Source organism: Sphingomonas paeninsulae (assembly GCF_003660165.1).
In the GTDB taxonomy this organism is placed as follows: domain Bacteria; phylum Pseudomonadota; class Alphaproteobacteria; order Sphingomonadales; family Sphingomonadaceae; genus Sphingomonas_O; species Sphingomonas_O paeninsulae.
Genome location: NZ_CP032827.1, coordinates 16,169 through 37,161, shown reverse-complemented (window position 1 = coordinate 37,161; position 20,993 = coordinate 16,169). Strand labels below are relative to the sequence as shown.

13 protein-coding genes and 6 pseudogenes are annotated in these 20,993 nt (G+C 61.9%); 6 read left to right on the top strand and 13 right to left on the bottom strand.

The window, feature by feature from the left end; translation table 11 throughout:
* Positions 1 to 3 precede the first annotated feature (3 nt).
* The 4 genes from D3Y57_RS00185 to D3Y57_RS00170 all read right to left on the bottom strand — a co-directional run bounded on the left by D3Y57_RS00185 (position 4) and on the right by D3Y57_RS00170 (position 4,059).
* On the bottom strand, positions 4 to 351 hold the full coding sequence (locus tag D3Y57_RS00185) for an NAD(P) transhydrogenase subunit alpha part 2 (protein ID WP_121150274.1): 348 nt from the start codon (positions 349 to 351) through the stop codon (positions 4 to 6).
* Between the two features lie 19 nt (positions 352 to 370).
* Complete coding sequence (locus D3Y57_RS00180; RefSeq protein ID WP_121150272.1) at positions 371 to 1,516, bottom strand: NAD(P) transhydrogenase subunit alpha; 1,146 nt, start codon at positions 1,514 to 1,516, stop codon at positions 371 to 373.
* 65 nt (positions 1,517 to 1,581) lie between these two features.
* On the bottom strand, positions 1,582 to 2,964 hold the full coding sequence (locus tag D3Y57_RS00175) for an NAD-dependent succinate-semialdehyde dehydrogenase (RefSeq protein WP_121150270.1): 1,383 nt from the start codon (positions 2,962 to 2,964) through the stop codon (positions 1,582 to 1,584).
* Between the two features lie 57 nt (positions 2,965 to 3,021).
* Entirely contained in the window at positions 3,022 to 4,059 is a 1,038-nt protein-coding gene (locus D3Y57_RS00170; RefSeq protein ID WP_121150268.1) for a zinc-dependent alcohol dehydrogenase family protein, read from the bottom strand.
* Positions 4,060 to 4,410: 351 nt separating this feature from the next.
* Between D3Y57_RS00170 and D3Y57_RS21230 the strand changes: the two are divergent.
* The 6 genes and pseudogenes from D3Y57_RS21230 to istA all read left to right on the top strand — a co-directional run.
* Positions 4,411 to 4,952, top strand: a pseudogene (locus D3Y57_RS21230) (NAD(P)H-hydrate epimerase); the annotation flags it as partial.
* A gap of 33 nt (positions 4,953 to 4,985) precedes the next feature.
* Positions 4,986 to 5,933, top strand: coding sequence for an NAD(P)H-hydrate dehydratase (locus D3Y57_RS00165; protein WP_430738980.1), 948 nt, complete (start codon positions 4,986 to 4,988; stop codon positions 5,931 to 5,933).
* A gap of 69 nt (positions 5,934 to 6,002) precedes the next feature.
* Entirely contained in the window at positions 6,003 to 6,986 is a 984-nt protein-coding gene (locus D3Y57_RS00160) for a zinc-dependent alcohol dehydrogenase family protein (protein WP_121150266.1), read from the top strand.
* Positions 6,987 to 7,178: 192 nt separating this feature from the next.
* A complete protein-coding gene (locus D3Y57_RS00155; RefSeq protein WP_239025697.1) occupies positions 7,179 to 8,369 on the top strand; it encodes an NAD(P)-dependent alcohol dehydrogenase in 1,191 nt (396 codons plus the stop codon).
* Between the two features lie 87 nt (positions 8,370 to 8,456).
* A pseudogene (locus D3Y57_RS19915) lies at positions 8,457 to 8,612 on the top strand (cation efflux transmembrane domain-containing protein); the annotation flags it as partial.
* A 113-nt stretch (positions 8,613 to 8,725) separates the two neighbouring features.
* Positions 8,726 to 10,060: pseudogene (gene istA, locus D3Y57_RS00150) on the top strand (IS21 family transposase); the annotation flags it as partial.
* 14 nt (positions 10,061 to 10,074) lie between these two features.
* On the opposite strand, the gene D3Y57_RS00145 reads toward istA, so the two are convergent.
* The 9 genes and pseudogenes from D3Y57_RS00145 to tpiA form a co-directional block, all read right to left on the bottom strand.
* A complete protein-coding gene (locus tag D3Y57_RS00145; protein ID WP_121150264.1) occupies positions 10,075 to 10,377 on the bottom strand; it encodes a chemotaxis protein CheB in 303 nt (100 codons plus the stop codon).
* 187 nt (positions 10,378 to 10,564) lie between these two features.
* Positions 10,565 to 11,305, bottom strand: a complete 741-nt coding sequence (rpiA, locus tag D3Y57_RS00140; RefSeq protein WP_121150262.1) for a ribose-5-phosphate isomerase RpiA — start codon at positions 11,303 to 11,305, stop codon at positions 10,565 to 10,567.
* The gene (tal, locus tag D3Y57_RS00135) at positions 11,302 to 12,384 is read right to left on the bottom strand and encodes a transaldolase (RefSeq protein ID WP_121150260.1); all 1,083 of its coding nucleotides are present in this window, start codon (positions 12,382 to 12,384) and stop codon (positions 11,302 to 11,304) included. The genes rpiA and tal overlap by 4 nt, the downstream gene beginning before the upstream one ends.
* A gap of 64 nt (positions 12,385 to 12,448) precedes the next feature.
* Entirely contained in the window at positions 12,449 to 13,318 is an 870-nt protein-coding gene (locus D3Y57_RS00130) for an ADP-polyphosphate phosphotransferase (protein ID WP_121150258.1), read from the bottom strand.
* Between the two features lie 536 nt (positions 13,319 to 13,854).
* A pseudogene (locus D3Y57_RS00125) lies at positions 13,855 to 16,319 on the bottom strand (plasma-membrane proton-efflux P-type ATPase); the annotation flags it as partial.
* 255 nt (positions 16,320 to 16,574) lie between these two features.
* The gene (locus tag D3Y57_RS00120; protein ID WP_121150256.1) at positions 16,575 to 17,354 is read right to left on the bottom strand and encodes a PRC-barrel domain-containing protein; all 780 of its coding nucleotides are present in this window, start codon (positions 17,352 to 17,354) and stop codon (positions 16,575 to 16,577) included.
* A 193-nt stretch (positions 17,355 to 17,547) separates the two neighbouring features.
* A pseudogene (gene cydB, locus D3Y57_RS00115) lies at positions 17,548 to 18,554 on the bottom strand (cytochrome d ubiquinol oxidase subunit II).
* Positions 18,544 to 19,940 (bottom strand): annotated as a pseudogene (locus D3Y57_RS00110) (cytochrome ubiquinol oxidase subunit I). Before D3Y57_RS00110 ends, cydB begins: the two co-directional pseudogenes overlap by 11 nt.
* A gap of 274 nt (positions 19,941 to 20,214) precedes the next feature.
* Positions 20,215 to 20,979: a triose-phosphate isomerase gene (tpiA, locus tag D3Y57_RS00105; protein WP_121150254.1), complete on the bottom strand. Its 765-nt coding sequence runs from the start codon at positions 20,977 to 20,979 to the stop codon at positions 20,215 to 20,217.
* Positions 20,980 to 20,993: the final 14 nt, after the last annotated feature.

The window sequence follows — 20,993 nt, the reverse complement described above, 5'->3', positions numbered from 1 at the left end:
TCCTCACCCCTTCTTTTTGAGGTGATGGACCGTGGCGGTCTTGTGCTTGGTGTCGTCGCCGCTCGACTTGAACATTGCGAGCATCCGGTCGGTCACGGCATAACCGCCGGCCGCATTGCCCGCGCCGAGCAGCACCGCGAAAAAGCCGATGCCCTGTTCGAGCGGCGTGCTGGCGTTGAGAAGTGCGAACAGGCCGCCGACCACGACGATGCCGTGGACGAAGTTCGACCCCGACATTAGCGGCGTATGCAGGATCGCCGGCACGTTGCCGATGATCACCCAGCCGGCAAAGCCGGCGAGCATGAAAATATAGAGGGCGATGAAGCCCGTCATGGCGAGTTCGGCGTTCATGCTTGGGGTCCCATCGCGGTCACGCCGCTTTCGCGGTCGGTGTGGCGGAGTGCTCGGGCGTCTTGACGGCATCGCAGAGCTTGCCGTCGTGCGTCAGCGCGGTCTTCGCCAGCACCTCGTCGGTCCAGTCGATCGTCACGATATTGTCGTGCAGCATCAGCGCGAGCAGGTTGAACTGATTCTTGGCGTAAAGCTCGCTGGCATCCGCTCCGAGGTTCGACGGCACGTTGAGCGGCGCGACGATCGTAACCCCGCCGACGCGGATCGTCTCGCCGGGCTGGGTCGCTTCGCAATTGCCGCCCCCCTCTGCCGAGAGATCAACGATCACCGCGCCCGGTTTCATGCCCGCCACTTGGGGCCTGCTGATCAGCTTGGGCGAGGCCTTGCCGGGGATCGCGGCAGTTGTGATGATCAGGTCAGACGCCTGGATATGCTTGGTCAGCGCCGCATCGACCTTGGTCTTTTCCTCGGCCGTGAGCTCTCGCGCGTACCCTCCCTTGCCGGTGGCATCGACGCCTGTGTCGACAAAGGTCGCGCCGAGCGACAGTGCTTGTTCGCGCGTTTCGGGCCGTACGTCATAGCCCTCGACCACCGCGCCCAACCGCTGCGCGGTGGCGATCGCCTCCAGCCCGGCGACACCGAGCCCCATCACAAGCACCTTGGCCGGTCCGAGGACGCCTGCCGCCGATGTGATCTTGGGCAGGACGCGGTCCATATGCGTCATGCCGAGCGCGACGGCATAATAGCCCGCCAGCGCTGACTGGCTCGACAGCGCGTCCATCGCCTGAGCGCGCGAAATACGCGGGATGCGCTCCATCGCGAAGCATGTGATGTGCCTTGCGAGCAGGCGTTTCACCAGTTCGGGCTCGTTCGCCGCATAGACGAAGCACAGCAAGATTGCGCCGGGCTTCATTGCATCAACGACGTCGAGCGCCGGTGGCTGGACGCACAGCACCACATCGGCATTGGCGACCAGAGCGGTGCGATCATCCATGAAGACCACTTCGCCGTAGGCCGAATCGGACACTCTGATCGCGTCGGCTGCGCCCGTATGCATATGAAGCCTTGCCCCCAGCTTCGTCAGCTTGGGTACGACGGACGGAACCAGCGCTACCCGGCACTCGTGTGGTTGGGTTTCTTTGAGAACGGCGATATTAACGTACATGATGTGCTCCGCTCGGTGTCGGCATCGAGACGCCCGGCAGACGAGCCGGGCGCCGCTTTTAAAACTCAGGCGGGGGCCTTTGCGTTGTGGATGCGGACCAGCTTTTTGTTGACGAACTGCTGGATACCCATGTCGCCGAGTTCACGGCCGTAGCCTGAATCCTTGATCCCGCCGAAGGGCAGCTCAGCATCGGTCCAGTCGATGTTGTTGATGAACATCATGCCCGTCTCGACTTTGCTGGCGATGCGCCTTCCGCGCGCCACATCCCTGGTCCACACCGAGCCGCCGAGGCCGAAATCGGAGTCATTGGCGATTGCAATGGCTTCGTCCTCGTCCTTCACGCGGAAGAAGAGAGCGACCGGTCCGAAGAATTCCTCGCGAAAGGCGGGGTTGTCCTTCGCAATGTCCGTCAGGATCGTCGGCATCATGAACGATCCCGCACGATCGACGCGTTTGCCACCGAGCGCGACCTTGGCGCCGTGTGCAACCGCGCCATCTACCTGCTTGAGCAGATCGACCAGCGCCTGTTCGGTCGAAAGCGGTCCGAGCGTGGTCTTTTCATCCATCGGATCGCCCGCCTCAAGCGCGCCGAGCGCACTCTTGAATTTCTCGAGGAACGCGTCCGCCATGCTTTCGACCACGATGAAGCGTTTGGCCGCGCAGCAGGTCTGGCCGGTATTGTACATCCGGCCCCACACCGCCCAGGGAACGGTCAGGTCGAGATCGGCATCCTCAAGCACGATGAAGGCGTCGCTGCCACCCAATTCCATCGACGAGACTTTGAGGTTTTTGCCAGCGCGCGAGGCGACACTGCGGCCCGCGGCGACGCTGCCGGTCAGCGCGACGCCCTTGACGCGGGGATCGTCCACGACATCGTCGGACTGGTCATGGCTGATCAAAAGATTGGTATACAGACCAATCGGCGCGCCCGCTTCGATCAGCAGCTTCTCGAACGCGATCGCGCACTGCGGCACGATGCCGGCATGTTTCACCAACATCGTGTTGCCCGCCATCAGATGCGGCCCGGCGACGCGGGCGAGTTGATAATATGGGAAATTCCACGGCTCGACGCAGAAGATCACCCCGATCGGGCTGCTCTCCATATGCGCTTCGCCATTGGTCGGATCGAGCTTGACCGGCGCCAGGAAGCGTTCGGCGTTCTTGGCGTAATAGGCCATGATCCGCGCGCTGAATTCCACTTCGCCCCGCGCCTCGCCAATGCGCTTGCCCATCTCGGTCGTCATGATGCGCGCGAACGCGTCGGCCCGCGCGTGGAGGATCTCGCCCGCCTTTGCGATGATCTTGGCGCGGTCGGCGTAGGATGTGTGACGCCACGTCTGGAAGCAGGCGTCGGCCGTCGCGATCCTGGTCTCGAGTTGCGGATCGCCGAGATCGGCGAAGGATTCAACGAGTTTGCCATTGAACGGATTGAGGCTTTGATAGGTCATGAAATTCAGCTTTCTGTTAGAATGACGAAGGGAAAGGGCAGGCCGCCGGCCGTGTCGTCAGGCGTCGATGATGACCTTCAGCGCCTTGGTTTCCGCGGCGCGCCCGAACGTGTCGTAAGCGTCGAGGATCTGGTCGAGCTTGAAGTGATGCGTGATCAACCGGGTCGGGTCGATCTTCCCCGATTGCACGGTCTTCAACAGCATCGGGGTGGTGACGGCGTCGACCAGCCGCGTGGTGATCGCGATGTTCTGCGACCAGAGCGTCTCCAGATGCAGGTCGACCTTCTGGCCGTGAACGCCGATATTGGCGATGATCCCGCCGGGAGCGATGATCTGCTCGCACAGCTCGAAAGTCGTCGGGATACCGACCGCCTCGATCGCGGTGTCGACGCCCTTTCCGTCGGTCAGGGCTTTCACTTTGTCTGATGCCTTGCCGTCCGCGCTGTTGATCATGCGGGTTGCGCCAAACTTCATCGCCATCGCCAGGCGATTGTCGTCCAGATCGATCATGATGATCTCGGCGGGCGAATAGAGCTGTGCGGTGAGCAAAGCCGCCAGCCCGATCGGTCCTGCGCCGACGATCGCTACTGTCGATCCCGGCGAAACCTTGCCGTTGAGCACACCGCATTCGAACCCGGTCGGCAGGATGTCGCTCAGCATGACCATCGCGTCCTCATCCGCATCTTTGGGGATCGGATAGAGGCTCGTCTCGGCGTGAGGGATGCGAACATATTCGGCCTGGGTGCCGTCGATCGAATTGCCGAGGATCCAGCCCCCGGTCGTGCAGTGCGAATACATGCCGCGGCGGCAATATTCGCATTTTCCGCACGATGAGATGCAAGAGATGAGGACGCGGTCGCCAGTTTTGAATGTGGTGACGCCGGCACCGACGGTCTCGATCGTACCCACGCCTTCATGACCGAGTATACGCCCGGGCGCGCAAGTCGCGACATCGCCTTTCAGGATGTGCAGGTCGGTCCCGCAAATCGTCGTCTTGACCATTTTGACGATCGCATCGCCCGGGTCGGCGATCTCGGGCTTCGGCCGGTCTTCAAGGCTCTTTTTGCCCACGCCGCCGTAAACGAATGCCTTCATGATGTTCTTGCTCCTGGTCTCGGATTGGCCGCAGAATTTGCCTGGGACGGTTGTTCAGCCGAACTGCTGCGGCTGGTTCACGATTGCGATTTAGGATTCATCACGTTGGGATATCAGCGTCGGAATCTACTCATCCCCATTGGCGTTAGCCCGGCCACCGGGCCGTGCTGACCTTGTCCGCGTCCGTGTGCCAGTGCCTTCAATCGATCGAGCTACGCCGCGCGATGACACTTCAGGACCGATCGGCGCTTTCGCGTTGCGATGCCGCTTTTGAAAAAGACGTCTGTGTAAGTGAATTCCGACCCTGCCGCGGCGGGTGGGTACCGCGTACTCGGAGCTTATCCCAAGCGAATGGCCGCAGGCAGGAATCCACTGAAGATGAGTCATTCCGAAGATACATGGCAACGGGATTCAGTTGCGCTCCTGACCCCAGCACAGATGGGCGCTGCCGACCGCGCCGCCCAAGCGGCTGGCATTAGCGGCAGATCGATGATGGAGGCGGCCGGCGCAGCCGTTGCGGTCGCAGTCGGCGGACGCTGGTCGATGCAGCCGATTACGGTGCTGTGCGGCCCTGGCAACAATGGCGGCGACGGATTTGTTGTCGCGCGGCATCTCGAAGCTGCAGGGTGGCCGGTCAAAGTCGCCCTGCTTGGCACGCGCGAAAAGCTCACCGGCGAGGCTGCGCATGCGGCGGCGGTTTGGAACGGCGAGTTGACACCCTTTGATCCCGAAAGCCTCGACGGCGCGGGGATTGTCGTCGATGCAATCTTTGGCGCGGGCCTAGCAAGGCCACTCGAGGGGAAGCGCTGGTCATGATCGACGCGCTTAAAACCCGAGAGATTCCTGTCTGTGCAATAGATGTCCCCAGTGGGCTCGACGGTGCTTCGGGTTTGGTTCGCGGGGATGCGGCACCGGCCGAACTAACGGTGACGTTCTTCCGCAAAAAACCGGGCCATCTGCTGTACCCGGGACGAGCACTGTGCGGCGCGATCTTGGTCGCCGATATCGGTACGCCGTTGTCGGTGCTGGATGGGGTTGCGCCCGATTGCTGGGAGAACGATCCTGGTCTCTGGCAGGCATCCTACCCGTGGCCGCAGTCCCAAAGCTACAAATATACGCGTGGTGAGGTCCTCGTTCTCGGCGGCGCGACTATCACGGGTGCCAGCCGAATGACGACGCTGGCGGCATCCCGTGCCGGCGCCGGCATGGTCACCCTCGCCGCACCGGCGGAGGTGTGGAGCCTTTATGCCGGCGCGCTGACCAACGCGATTGTGCGCTGGTTCGATGGGGCGGCGGGATGGCTGGACCTGCTGGCGGACGAGCGTCGCAACGCCGTCGCGATTGGGCCTGGCGCTGGCATCGGCGAAATGACCCGAGGGTATGTCCTTGCTGCTCTCGCCACAAAAAGGGCGATAGTTCTCGATGCTGATGCGTTGACCTCGTTTGCCGAGGCACCCGAGGATTTGTTTGGTGCGATCGTCGGGCCGTGCGTGATGACCCCACATGCGGGCGAGTTCATGCGGCTGTTCCACTTCGACGGTGACAAGCTGGAGCGCACGCGCGCCGCCGCCCTGAAAAGCGGCGCGGTGGTGGTCTTCAAAGGGCCCGATACCGTCATCGCAAGCCCCGATGGTCGCGCCATCATCAATGCAAACGCACCGCCGCAACTCGCGACCGGAGGCAGCGGCGATGTTCTGACCGGTTTTATCGCCGCTTTGCTCGCTCAAGGCATGCCCACGTTCGAGGCCGCTGCGGCCGGCGTCTGGTTGCACGGCGCAGCGGCCGCAGAATTCGGGCTGGGGCTGATCGCGCAGGACCTACCGGATGCTCTGCCGAAGGTGCTCCAGAAGCTCAAGGCTCAGACGGCACCCTAAGAAAGTGACCGCCCCCACCCCCTACCCCCTGCCCTGGCGGACAGCTGCATAACGAAGGATTGGCCGACCATGAAAGCAATGGTACTCAAAGAGCCTGGAACGCCGCTGGTATGGACGGAATTGCCCGACCGACAGCCCGGCCCTGGGGAAGTCCGCGTAAAGGTACTCGCGTGCGGCGTCTGTCGCACCGATCTGCACGTTTTCGACGGCGAACTGCCGAACACGAAATCACCGATCATTCCCGGGCATGAGATCGTCGGTCGAATCGACGCAATCGGCTCAAATGTGTCTGGTCTCCACCTCGGAGAACGGGTTGGAATTCCCTGGCTCGGCCACACCTGCGGCGTGTGCTATTATTGCAAAGCGCATAAAGAGAACCTCTGCGACGCGCCGCTGTTTACAGGGTACACCCGTGACGGCGGCTTTGCGACCGCGGTTATCGCCGATGCGCGTTTTGCATTTTCCCTTGGTGAGACGGGCAGCGACGTGTCGCTCGCGCCGCTCCTGTGCGCCGGGTTGATCGGCTGGCGCTCTTTGGAGATCGCCGGCGACGGCAAGCGGCTGGGCATCTATGGCTTTGGTGCCGCCGGCCATATCGTCGCTCAGGTCGCCCAATGGCAAGGCCGCGAGGTCTTTGCATTTACGCGGCCGGGCGACACGGGCACGCAAGAGTTCGCGCGCAGCCTGGGCGTGACCTGGGCGGGCGGTTCGGACGAAATGCCGCCCGAGCCGCTCGATGCCGCGATCATCTACGCCACCGTTGGCGATCTTGTGCCGGTGGCGCTCAAGGCGGTGCGCAAGGGCGGGCGGGTAGTCTGCGCAGGCATCCACATGAGCGATATCCCCAGCTTCCCCTACGACATCCTCTGGGAAGAGCGGCAACTCCTGTCGGTCGCCAATCTCACACGACAGGACGGAATCGATTTCCTTGGCCTTGTCCCGAAGATAGGCATTGTCGTGAAGACGACCGTCTATCCGCTAGACCAGGCCAACACGGCGCTCGATGACCTGCGAGCAGGCCGATTCGACGGCGCGGCAGTCTTGGTGCCCTGACCGGCAAGTGCCAGCTGGCCCGTAACAGAACCGAAGCGCTATGCTCAGCGTCGATCTACGGCCGATGGTGGATGCCCGTACGGCGCCGCGCTGCCCCCAAGATCCTCGGTCCCTGGGTAGTTTCCGACCCTGTCGGGCCGCGGCGTCCTGGCGCAACTTCGTCTTTTATTCGTCGCGATTGCACAGCAAGGCATGGCTGGCATCCGCGAAACCATGGAGGCCGTTGTGACCGATACATTCTTCCCGGAGAAATTCGCCGACAGAACGGAAACCGTGCGGACACAGAACAACCTTTCGCCGATCGTCGAGCATCATGGTGGACCGACGCGTGCTTATGGCGCGCTTCGCAGCAACGGGCCGATCCATGGCATGAACATCGACCGCCGCGCGCTCATGCCGGACGATGTCGCCATCGACATCCTCTATTGTGGCGTGTGCCATAGCGATATCCACATGATCCGCGGGGAATGGGGTGAACAGCCGTTTCCAATGGTGCCGGGGCACGAGTTCGTCGGTCGGGTGTCTGCCGTCGGCGAAGCGGTCACCCGGTTCTCGCCAGGAGATTTTGCCGGGGTGGGCTGCATGGTCGACAGCTGCTGCGCTTGCGACAGTTGCAAGGCGGGTCTGGAGCAATATTGCATCAAGGACACCACGCTGACCTATGCCTCGCCCGACCCGCGTGGTCCCGGGCAGACTTACGGCGGCTATGCCGAACGGATCGTGGTGCGCGATCGCTTCGTCGTCAAAATTCCCGATGGTGCGGACTTGGCCTCAACCGCGCCGTTGTTGTGTTCGGGCATCACGACCTTTTCCCCGATGCAGCATTGGCGCCTGGGTTCGGGCCAACGCTTCGCGGTGATCGGGCTCGGTGGGCTGGGGCATATGGCACTGAAGCTCGCGGTCCATCGCGGCGCCGAAGCGACCGTTTTCACGACAAGCGAGGACAAGGCCAAGGATGCCTATGCCATGGGCGCTAAGGATGTCGTCGTGTGGCACCCGGCTGCGACCGACCCGATCCCGCTAGTCGGGGAGATGACGAACCGCTTCGATTTTATGCTGTCGACGATCCCCTTCCCGTTCGACATCGCGCCCTTCCTGCAGCTACTCCGGCTGGACGGCATCTTCGTCAACGTCGGCGCCCCTGGCGCAATTGCCGGCGTCAGCGGCGGCGCCCTGTGGGGTAAGCGTCGCTCGATCGCCGGGTCCTGCATCGGCGGCATGCCCGAGACGCAGGACGTGGTCGATTATTGCTGCGCCAACGGCATCCGGCCGCAGATCGAGGTGATCCTCCCGGATCAGATCGACGACGCGTACCTCCGGGTGGAACGCAAGAGCGTGCGCTATCGCTTCGTCATCGATCTCGCTTCGCATCGCGCTGGATAAAGCGGCCTGAGGTGCCCTGCGCGCAGGAACCCGAGCGCGCGCTAGCGATGCAGCCGCCTATGGGCCGCAAGTTCGACGGAAGAACTCATGGTATCAAGACGCAAGAACTCCTCCACACCGTCCGTGCGCGCCGCCTTGGCCGGGGACGTGCTGGTCGCGCTTGCAAAGTCCGCTGCCGCGCTGTGGACCGGCAGTTCTGCCATTGCCAGCGAAGCGATCCATTCCTTCGTCGATGCCGGAAACTGTTGATTTCGAATGAGAGTTGACCCGGGGGAGGCCTAAATTTCCACTGAGAATTGACCCATGTTTTGATCGTTTCTCCGGCTCTTGGGTCGGAGGATACAGGAGTGATCGACATGGCGTTATTGAGTGTAATCCGTCGCTGGCATTTCCGTGAGGGGATGCCGATCCGGGAGATCGAGCGGCGGACTGGTCTGTCGCGCAATACGATCCGCAAGTATCTGCGCAGCGATGCGGTAGAGCCGACGTTCAAGGTTCCTGACCGGCCGAACAAGCTTGACCCGTTTGCCGAGAAGCTGTCGGGATGGTTGCGCGTCGAAGCGGGCAAGTCGCGCAAACAGAAGCGGACGGCAAAGCAGATGCATGCCGATCTCGTCGTGCTCGGTTTCGACGGGGCTTACGGTCGCGTCGCTGACTTCGTGCGGTGCTGGAAGGCCGATCGCCAGCGTGAGCAGCAGACCAGCGGCCGTGGAACGTTCGTGCCGTTGATCTTTTCGCCCGGCGAGGCCTTCCAGTTCGACTGGAGCGAGGACTGGGCGGTTATCGCCGGGGAGCGCACCAAATTGCAGGTGGCGCACACCAAGCTGTCGCACAGCAGGGCTTTTGCCGTGCGGGGCTATCCACTGCAGACCCACGAGATGCTGTTCGACGCGCTGACCCAGGCGTTTCGGATGCTGGGCGGCGTTCCACGACGCGGGATCTTCGACAACATGCGCACTGCCGTCGATCGTATCGGTTCGGGCAAGGCCCGTCAGGTCAACGCGCGCTTTGCTGCGATGGCTAGCCATTACCTGTTCGAACCTGACTTTTGTAATCCGGCTTCGGGGTGGGAGAAGGGACAGGTCGAGAAGAATGTGCAGGATGCATGGCGGCGACTGTGGCAGCCGATGCCCAGCTTCGCCGATCTGGATGCGCTGAATGCGTGGCTTGAACTACGATGCATCGAACAGTGGAGCCAGATCCAGCACGGCAACCTGCCGGGTACCGTGGCCGATGTACATGCCGATGAGATCGCCAGCCTGATGCCGCTGGGGCGACCCTTTGACGGCTTTGTCGAGCATACCAAGCGTGTGTCGCCGACCTGCCTGGTGCACTTCGAGCGCAACCGATACAGTGTACCGGCCTCGTTCGCCAACCGTCCGGTCAGCCTGCGGATTTATCCGCAAAAGATCGTTGTCGCCGCAGAAGGTCAGATCCTGTGCGAGCATGTGCGGATCATCGAGCGGTCACATCAGCCGGGGCGAACGGTTTATGACTGGCGTCATTATCTGGCGGTCATCCAGCGCAAGCCCGGTGCTCTGCGCAATGGGGCACCCTTCGTCGAGATGCCCGAGGCGTTCCGCCAGTTGCAAGGCATTCTGCTGAAGCGTTCGGGCGGCGATCGGGAGATGGTCGAGATCCTTGCACTTGTGCTTCAGCATGACGAGCAAGCGGTACTCTGTGCGGTCGAAGGATCGGAAAATACTCATTCCCACGCGAGACTAAGGGTGGCGGTCACCGCCTCTGAGGTCAGACGCGGTGTGCCTAACCCCCTCAGGGATTTGGTATAATCAGCGAGTTGGTCCAGCGAACCAATGATTCTGACGAGCTGTGCGGCGATCTGCTCGGGTGTGAGAATGTAATCCACGCAACCGCTCGCAATCGCGCTAACGGACATATAGGAATGTTCGGTCGACGCGGGCAATTGAGCGATCGTTATGCCGCCGATCGCGCGGATGCCGCACAGACCTTCACTCCCCTTGCTGTTCTGCCTTTCTTCCAAAAACATTTTCCGACAATAGCGGCTTGTGCAGAACTCCTGCAGTTTCGGATTCTACTCAGCTCAGGTTCGCCGCAGCCAGTGGATTCCCCGCCAGCAATGACGGCGGGACCGCCGCTTGGCTGGAGCGAATCTGGGTTCAAAAAAACCGTCGCGATACGTTAGCTGCGCTGCCGCCGAGACTTATGCCCTCGCGCTAATCGACCGCTTGCTCCACGCCGCGGTGGAGATGACGTATCCCCGCCTCCCCTGCCACGATCACATCAGAGGCAAGACCGATGAACAGCCCATGCCCGACGAGCCCGGCGTGTGCTTCCAACTTTCCGGCAAGACCGGTGGGGTCGGGGATCGGCCCGAACCGGCTGTCGAGGATGATGTTGCCCTGATCCGTGCGGTAGAGGTTGTCGTCAGCGATCCGGGGCGTGACGATCGCGCCGAGGCTTTCCAAAAGCCGCAGTTGCGAGCGCCACCCGAACTCGAGCACCTCGACCGGTAGCAGCCAATGTGTGCCGAGCCGGGGCGACAGCTTTCCCGCATCCACCACGATGATCTCGCGGCGGCTTGCCTGCGCCACGATCTTCTCACGTAGCAACGCGCCGCCGCCGCCTTTGATAAGGTTCATCGCCGGATCTACTTCGTCGGCGCCATCAATGGTAAGGTCGATTTCACGCGGAATATCATCCGTCAGCATGGGAATGCCCAAACATCGCGCGGCAGTCTCGCTGGCGCGAGACGTGGCGATGGCGACAATGCCGCTCAGATCACCGCTGTGGATCCGGGCAGCGACCCGGCGGGTGGCGAAGATCGCTGTCGATCCGGTGCCAAGGCCGATTACCATACCGGACTGAACCAGCGAAGCCGCCTGCTCGCCAGCCTGCTGCTTGAAGCGGTGCGCGGTGTCGCCCAGGCTTGCCATTGGCTTTTTGCTTTCGATCATGCGAGCACCTTGCTCTTAACCTCGATCGCACCGAGCAGGTCTCGCCAGGAGTCGACGAAACCTTTCGCGCCGTCCGACTGCAGTTGGTCGGCCATCGCGACCAGGTCGATTCCAGCCTTGGCATGGGCGCTAAGCGAAGCTTCGGCGTCTCCTCCGTCACGCGGGAGCATGTCAGTGACGGTCCCATGATCGCCGAAGGCAAGCAGCGTGCCCTCTGGCATTGTGTTGACCGTATTCGGCGCGGCAAGTCCCGAGATATACAAGGTGTCCGAGGCAGACTTGTCCTTGGTGCCTGTACTGGCAAACAGGAGCCGCTGCGCCCGCGCGCCTAGATTCGCCAGGCGCTGGAACCGGGTGCTCTCCTGCACGTCGCAATAGGCCTGATAGGTCTGCTTGCTAACCGCTATGCCGAGGGTGTTGCGCAAGGCGGGCGGAACCTTGTCCATGACGGCCACGTCCCACCGGCTGACGAACAGCGACGCAACCGACCGAACGTCGGGCGAAAGTCCTGCGGCAACCCGGCGTTCTAGGCCTTCCATGTAGGCATCGGCTGCTGCCTTATACTGATCGGCGGAGAACAGCAGGGTCACATTCACCGGAACGCCAGAAAAGATGGCGTCCTCGATCGCGGCCAACCCTTCCCTGGTCCCCGGTATCTTGATGAACAGGTTTGGCCGGTTCGCCTGCGCGTGCAACGCTTTGGCCTGCTCCACGGTGGCCGAGCTGTCATAGGCAAGCAGCGGCGACACTTCGAGCGAGACAAAGCCGTCTACCGTGCCCGTCCGGGCATGAACGGGACCGAACAGGTCGGCAGCGCGCGTGAGATCTTGTATGGCAAGATGGAAGAACAGGGCTTCCGCCGACAGGCCCGCATCGAGCTTGCGATGGATCTCGGCATCATAGGCGTCGCTGCGCGATATGGCGTGATCGAAAATCGTCGGGTTCGAGGTTAAGCCCGTCACCGACAATGTGTCGATGTAACGCTGCAGCGTTCCACTATCAAGCAAGTCACGGGTGATGTTGTCGAGCCAGAGGCTTTGGCCGATCCGGTTCAATGTTCTGGGAGCGTCTGGCGCCATCTTTGCCTCCTGTTGGCGATGAGGTGAATGCTTTCGAGCGATTGACCGATCGGCGCGACCTGCGTCAGCCTACGAGTTTGGCCCTGATCGCTAGCAACTCGCACGCGCGCTCGGCGGTCACCTCTGGGTAGTGCGCCTTCAGTTCCTTCAGCGTGTCGACGATGATCTGTGACACGATCAGGCGGGCATTGTCCTTGTCGTCGGCGGGCACGACATACCACGGCGAATCCTCGGTGCTGGTGGCGGCGATGCATTCCTCATAGGCCTTGCGGTAATCCTTCCAGAACCCGCGCTCCTTGATATCGGCGGAGCTGAATTTCCAGTTCTTGTCCGGCTCATCGATCCGCGCGAGGAAGCGCTCGCGTTGCTCTTCCTTCGACAGATGGAGGAATATCTTGACGATGCGCGTGCCGTTCGCGTGCAAATGGCGTTCGAGATCGACGATCGAGCGGTAGCGGTCCTTCCAGAGCTTGGCGTCGTGATGTGGCGCGTCCGGAATGGACTCGACCTGCAGGATGTCCGGATGCACGCGAACGATCAGGACCTCCTCATAATAGGAGCGGTTGAAGATGCCGATCCTTCCACGTTCGGGCAGGTCGCGCGTGGTGCGCCACAGGAAATCATGCTCGAGCTCGGTCGCACTCGGATGCTTGAAGCTGAAGACCTGACAGCCCTGCGGGTTGACTCCAGACATGACGTGCCGGATCGCGCCGTCCTTGCCCGCTGCGTCCATCGCCTGGAAGATGACGAGCACCGCATATTTACTCGAGGCATAGTGCATGCGCTGCAGCTCGCTGAGGCTCTCGACATGGTTCGCGAGAATTTTTTTATAATCCGACTTCGATTTAAAGACGGGATCAACCCTCGTCGCCCGCTTCTTGAGATCGACATCGTCCCCTTCGGCAACGCGATAGTCCTTAAGGTGAATTTTCATGGCGACTGTTCCTGTTCAGGAGGCGGCTGTCAGTGGCTTGCGGGTTTCTGGGGACGCTTCTTCGGGGTTGCATGTTTCGGGGAGGCTTCGACCTTTGCCTGCTCGGCCCTGCCGAGCTCCTCGCTGACGAGCTTTCCGGCGGCCTCGGGATGTTCGACCAGGCCTGCCAGCAACACGTCGCCGAGCTTGGTGTCGAGCAGCGTCGCAAGAGTCGGAACTGTCGAATTGGGTTCTTGCTGTGAGCCGCCTGACGCGGCAGCAGGTTCCGGGACATCACCCTGCTTTTTGTCGGAATGGCTGGCCTTCGCGGATTCTTGTTTCGCGTCGGGTTGCACCGGTGCGGGCGCTGCTGGCGCACCTTGCACTTTCGCATCATCCGTCGGCTTTTGGGGCGTTTCACCATCCGGCGACGCATGAGCTTTCGCGTCGTCCTTGCCGCGCTTGGCGTCGGGGCTAGGATCGGCTTGCGGTGCATTCGGCGACGCGGACGGTTTGTCCGCAGTCGTGGGATCGGCCGTCTCGTCGGCACGGAAATGATCGAGCAGCTTGTAAGTGAGCAGCTTTGCCCGATCATTGACGACGAACCAGGCCAGGGCCCAACACCAGACGAGCAAAGCCAAGTGCCATGGTAGTGGTGTGACAAGGCCAAGACCGAAGATCGCGATGCAGGTCGCTAGAAGCTGCGTTCCCAGCACGGCCACCCACAGGATGCGCGCGGGGCGGATCGACCAGAATGGGCCGCGCGTGCGGGTCAGGAAGATCGTCAGATGGCCAGCCACTGACAGCTTCAGATACATCATCGTCTGGATGTGCGCGCGGTCGACGTGAAGAACCCGCTCGCCGAGATAGAACAGCCCAAACGCGGCGATCACCCCCAGCACGCCCAGCACGGTCGAGACGCCCAGCACCAGGCGCATGTTCCAGGCTTCCGGCGCGTTGCGGTAATGGACGTTATCATAGGCGATCGACAGGATTGCGCCGTCGTTCAGCAGTGCCAGCATGACGATCATCACCGCGGTCAACGGATAGAAATTGAAGACCAGGATCGCCAGGGTCATGAACAGCAGCACGCGCAAGGTCTCGGCGATGCGATAGATCGCGTAGCTGTTCATCCGCTGGAAGATGCGCCGGCTCTCCTTGATCGCTTCGATGATCACCGAAAGCCCGGCGGTCATCAGAACGATCGAAGCGGCGGCACGCGCCGCGTCAGTGGCGCCCGAGACGGCGATGCCGCAATCCGCCTTCTTGAGCGCGGGGGCGTCGTTCACGCCGTCGCCGGTCATGCCGACGATGTGGCCATGCTTTTGCAGGGTGTCGACGATGTGGAACTTGTGCTCGGGAAAAACTTGCGCGAAGCCATCGGCGTGCTCGATCGACCTTGCCATGGCATCGGTTTCATCGTGCTTGGGATCGCCCAGGCTCGCTCCGTCGAGAATGTCGGCGCCCATGTCCAGGGTCTTGGCGGTCTCGCGTGCGATAGCGAGCGCATCCCCCGTGACCATCTTGAGTTCGATGCCCATCTGGCGCGCCGTTGCGATCGTTGCCTTCGCGTCCTCCCGCGGCGGATCGAACAGCGGCAGGACGCCCACGAGCTGCCATTTGCCGTCGCCGCCCGCCCGCGCCACCCCAAGAGCGCGGAAGCCGCGCGCGGCAAAGTCATCGACCGCCTTTGTCACTGCGGCCTTCGCCTTTCCGGTGCTCCCTGCCAGCTCGAGGATGACCTGGGGGCGCCCTTGCTGACCTTGAAGGCTGCGCCCTCGGCGCCTTTGACGGTCGCCTCGGTGCGCTTGTGGACGGGATCGAATGGCTGGAAATGCTGGACCGAATAGGCCTGCAGCGCCTTTTCGTCCTTCACGCCGGCGAGTACGGCCAGATCGATCGTGTCGTCATTGTCCGCGCGCGAGGCAAGAGCGCCGAAGAGGATGACATCGGACGCGGACGCGTCGCCGACACAGAACGGGTCGCCGAGGGCGAGCTTGTTCTGCGTGAGCGTGCCGGTCTTGTCCGCGCACAGGATGTCCACGCCCGCCAGTTCCTCGATAGCAACGAGCTTGCTGACGATGGCTTGCTTCTTGGCGAGCAGGCGTGCGCCGACTGCCATGGTGACGGAGAGAACCGTCGGCATAGCCACCGGAATTGCCGCCACTGTCAGCACCAGGGCGAACTGCAGCGTGGTGAGGATTGGGTCGCCGCGATAGAGGCCGACGCTGATGATGACGGCCACCAGCGCGACCGCGAGTACGATCAGATAGTTGCCGATCTTGAGCACGGCCTTCTGGAAGTGACTGGTCGTGTGCGCTGTTTCGACCAGCTCGGCGGTTTTGCCGAAATAAGTCTTCGCGCCCGTGGCGTAGACAAGCGCACCGATTTCCCCGCGCCGGATAATCGAACCGGAGAACACCGCCTCGCCGGACTTTTTGGAAGCGGGCAGCGACTCACCAGTCAGCGCCGACTGGTCCACCGAAATTTCGTCACCATCCAGCAGGCGCGCATCGGCCGGTACGATGTCGCCCAGCCGCAGGCGAATGACGTCACCGGGCACGAGTTCCTTGGCCGGTGGCGTGACCCATTTGCCGTCCCGCCTCACCCGGGCCTTGATCGCAAGCTTGGCCTTGAGCGCATCGATAGCGTCCCCGGCTTGCCGTTCTTCCCAGAAGCCGATCGTGGCGTTCGCAACCAGCAGCACAAGGATAATGAAGAAGTCAGGCCAATGCCGGACGACACCCGACAGGATGACGGCGATCTCGATCATCCATGGGATCGGCCCCCAGAAGTACGATAGGAATTTCAGAATCGCGTTGGTTTTCTTTTCCGCGATTTCGTTCGGACCGTACTTCTCCAGTCGCTTCGCGGCCTCCGCCTGGCTGAGGCCATCCGGCGTCGTATCCAGCCGCTTCTCAACCTCGGGCAGGGGAAGGGATTTGAGGTCGTCCTTGGCGTCCGCGGGCGAAGCCGTTTTGACATCCGATACCTTGGCATGTTCAGCTGCGGACTTCGCCATCGCGACTCTTCCTCTTGGTTCTTTGTGCCTGCTCAACGGTTTCAGACGTCGGAGCGGACCCGCCAACAGGCGGCTCGGACAAGCGTCGGACGATAAGCAATGCACATTCAGAGCCGAGGGTCGGAATCTACGCAGACGCGCGTCGCCGGAGGCGGGCCAGCCGCGCTACTGGGTCGAGCTACGAGCAGCCACAACGGGTGCGAAGGCGCATCTGGCGATGCTTTCCTTGGCCCCGTGCATCAGAAAGCTAGCCGGTCAGGCATAATGATCGTGCAGTCGGCGCTCATAGTCGTCGTCGACGGCTTGCGCCGGGCTCCAGGAAGGGCTGGACTTTACCTGCTCGCGAGAAATGTCGAGCCGGATATGGCGATCGGACCACTCCACGCTGTTCACGGCCGAGGGCGAGATCAGGACGTGCTGCCCGAACCACCAGTTTGAGGTGTCGATGACGAGATAGCGGACCTCCCAGCTCGCCTCATCGACGAGGAAATCCTGGACGTGACCGATCTCGCCGTCGCTCGCATGTACGTGGTATCCGGTTACTTCGGAGGTGCTGCGAAGGTTGGGATCGCCCTCTTCGGAACTGGACCAACCACGACCATCGTCCTGCCCGGCTTTGCCGGCGGCCCTGGCGCCGAATGGGCTGGGAGCCAATACGGGTGTCGCAATCCCCGCCATCCCGCCATACATCCCTGCGCCGAAGATTCCCCCACTCCAGAGCGGACTCCAGCCATAATAGCCGTAGAGGTCGTTCTGCATCTGTTGCGAGATCGGGCGATCCTTCAGAATGTCAGGACTGCCTTCCACCTGCGCCTTGGTCAGCGCGACCGTGAACCCCTCCACGGCAGGCTCGACCGAGACCACGGCTGAGGGGTGGATCAGGACCTTGCGCCCGGTCAGCCACCCTCCCGTGTCGGCGACCAGCCAGCGGACCTTCCAGGTGCTGTCGTCGAACAAAAAGTCTGCGACCGTCCCGAGGGTGCCATCCTTGGCCTGGAGCGCGGATCCTTTGAGCGACGACAGTTCGTTTAGCATGGTACGATCCTTGGACTTGCAATTCTGACCTACGACCGCAACGGCGGAGAACTGCACGACAGTCGGGCATCGGTTAGAATATTACGGCTGGTAGGGTCGAGAGCGACAGGCTCGGAAACTACTCAGCGGCTCAACGAATGAACAACCCTGCTCGAAGGTTCATGCCAGGGGAACTGGCGCCTCTGCAGCCGCGTCACGGTGCATGATAGCCGGCGCCTTGCTGAACTTTGCCGCGGAAAACCCAGTAGGACCACCCGTATAAAAGAGGATGACAGGAAGCAGGGCGAGCGTGCCCACGAGCAGAAAAGCCTGGGTGCTCTCCGGCGATGCCGCCTCCCACAATGTGTAATGGCCGGGAACGATCATCGGCCACAGGCTGATCGCGATACCCAGGAAGGAAAGGGCAAATAGGCCGACCGAGGCGGCAAACGCTTCCCAGGAACTGTCGCGCCCCAGAGCACGCCACGCATAGAGTCCCGATGCGGCCGTCGCGATCGGGATGGGCAAGAGGAATGCGGTGTTCGGCCACCCAAACCATCGCTGGTAAATCACGCTGTTCGCGAGCGGCGTCCAGATACTGACCGCCGCGATACACAATGATACGCCGATCAGGCTGCTCCGGCCAGCACGCCGACACCACGACTGGAGCTCACCTTCAGTTTTCATAACCAGCCAACCTGCCCCGAGTAGGGCATAACCAAAGAAAAGCGCTACGCCTGTGAGCAGCGCGAACGGCGTAGCGAAATCGAACGAGGTTCCGGTAAATAGCCGGCCCTCGACCTTGAACCCCTGGATAAAGCTGCCGAGCACCACGCCTTGCGCGAACGTCGCGACGAGCGACCCGAAGCAGAAGGCTCGATCCCAGAAGCGTTTGAGTCCGGTATGTTTGAACCGAAATTCGAAGGCGACACCCCGAAACACCAAGGCCAGCAGCATGATCAGGATCGGAAAATAGACTGCCGGGATGATAATCGCGAACGCCAACGGGAACGCTGCCATGAGCCCTACCCCGCCCAGGATCAGCCATGTCTCGTTGCCATCCCAGAACGGTCCGATTGAGTTCATGACGACTTCGCGGTGCGCAGGTGCGACAAGGCCATGTAACATACCGACACCAAGGTCGAAGCCGTCGAGCGCAACGTAGATGAATATCCCAAGCCCGAGGATCACGGTCCAGATCGGGACCAAACTATGCCACATGATGATCATCCGCGGCCAGGGCGACGAAAGGCGGGATCGACCGTCCCGCTTCGATCGGATCCGGTGCATCGGTCGCAGCATGCATGCCGCGCCGCACGATGCCGGCCATGAAGGCAAAGCCGGTCGGAAACATGATCAGATAGACGAGCACGTAAAGCGCGAGCGAGATGGCGACATCGGTCCCGGTTAGCGATGGCGTGACGGACTTTGCCGTGCGCAGCAAGCCATAGACGGTCCAGGGTTGCCGTCCGACTTCGGTCGTCGTCCAGCCGGCGATCACGGCGATGAAGCCTAGCGGCGCTGTCCATTGGCACAGGCGCAGAAACCAGACGGACCGGTAAAGCCTGCCGCGTCGCCGCAACAATTGGCCTACGACTGCCACGAAGAGCATAAGCATTGCGATCCCGACCATGATCCGGAACGCGAAGAAGGGCGGTCCGACCGGTGCGCGCTGGTCCATCGGATAGCTGTCGAGCCCCTTGATGGTGGCGGTGCGCGAATGCATCAACAACAGGCTACCCAGAGCTGGTACTTCGACGGCGTAGCGCATCTTACCCGAGACATCGTCGGGTATGCCAAACAGAGTCAGCGGCAGCGGACTGACGGTATCGTAGCGTCCCTCGATCGCGGCGAACTTTGCCGGCTGATATTCTCGCGTGTTGGTGCCATGCAGATCACCGATCACGAACTGCAACGGCACCAGCACGATCAACAGGTTGAGCGCCATGCGGATCATGATGCCCGCCTCTTCGGTCGATCGGCCGCGGCGCAGCAGCCAGGCGCCGACGCCCAGTACGACGAAGCCGGTCGTGATGTAAAAGGCATTGACGTTGTGGAGATAGCGGTACGGGAAAGATGGGCTAAAGATGATCGCCCACCAATTGTCAGGAAAGAACCTGCCGTCTGAGATATGAAAACCCTGCGGGTCTGCATCCAGCTGTTTACCGACAGGATCCAGAAGGTCGAGAACAGCGTGCCGGCCGCGACCATCAAACCTGCGAAGAAATGTACCCAGGGCGGCACAAGCTTGCGACCGAAAAGCAGAACCCCGAGGAAGGACGCTTCGAGGAAGAAGGCGGTCAATCCCTCATAGGCGAGCAACGGTGCCAGTACATTGGCGGTCGTATCTGAGAAGCGGCTCCAGTTGGTCCCAATCTGGAAGGGCATGACGATGCCGGAAACAACGCCCATCCCGAAGGATACGGCGAAGATCTTGGTCCAGAAAGCCGAGATGCGGCTCCACACCTCGCGTCCGGTGAAGAAAGCGAGGCCCTCGAGGACTGCGATATAAGAGGCGAGCCCTACCGTGAAGGCCGGGAGCAGGATATGCCAGGAGATTACCCAGACCCATTGCAGCCGCGAGAGCAGGAGCGGGTCGAGCGTCACCGACGAATGATCGTCGGCGCTGGCCGACCGACAGAGCAGACGCGCAAGGGCCGACTATGGGCAAATCGCTCGATCAATGCTCGACCCTTTCGGAGTACCGGTCAGACAATGCTACAGGAACCGGGATTCCCTTTTGAGCTTCGGAATCTACTCATAACGTAGACAGATGGGCGGCAACTTGAGGCGCGACTCGGCGGCTCACTCCGCATTTTTGTCCTGGAGACACGCGGTCGTCCGGCAAAACGTCGCAAGACGCGGCGTTGTAAGCTACTGCTCAGACGCTGCCGGTTGGCGTTCGCCCGCGCGCCACATCGACAATCGCGTTGAAGTCATGCGCCAACAGGCTTGCGCCGCCGATCAGCACGCCATTAACGTCGGGTGTATCCAAGATCTCGAGTGCATTCTCGGATTTGACCGACCCGCCATAAAGGATGCGGATCGATTGCGATGTGCTCCCGAAGCGCTCGTCCAACGCCGCACGAAGATGGCCAAGCACCCCGATGATTTGTTCTCGCGTCGGCATCGTGCCCGAGCCGATCGCCCAGAGCGGCTCGTACGCCACCGAGGTGCATGCCCCTGCTGGTATGTCGGGCAGGCTCGCTGCAAGTTGGTCACCACAGACCTTTAGCGCATTGCCATCGTGGCGCTGGGCCTGCGTCTCACCGATACATACGATCGTCGCCAGACCATGCCGCCACGCTGCCTTCACTTTCGCGGCCACTGTCGCGTCGGTCTCGTGATGCCCTTGACGGCGCTCGGAATGGCCGAGGATGACGCTCGTCGCGCCTGCGTCGCGCAGCATCTGCGCGTCGATGTCACCGGTGAAAGGACCCGCCTCCTCCGCACTGCAATCCTCGCCGCCGATCTGGATGACGCCATCCGCCGCCTGCACGGCATGCGCGATCAGCGTCGCAGGGACGCAGACGAGCACCTCTACGTCACTCGGGCCGCCGGCGTTCGCGCGGGCCATCGCGGCGATCTCGCCGATCTGCGCCTGCAGCCCGTGCATCTTCCAGTTACCGGCGATCAGGGTCCGCATCGGTGCCCGACTCC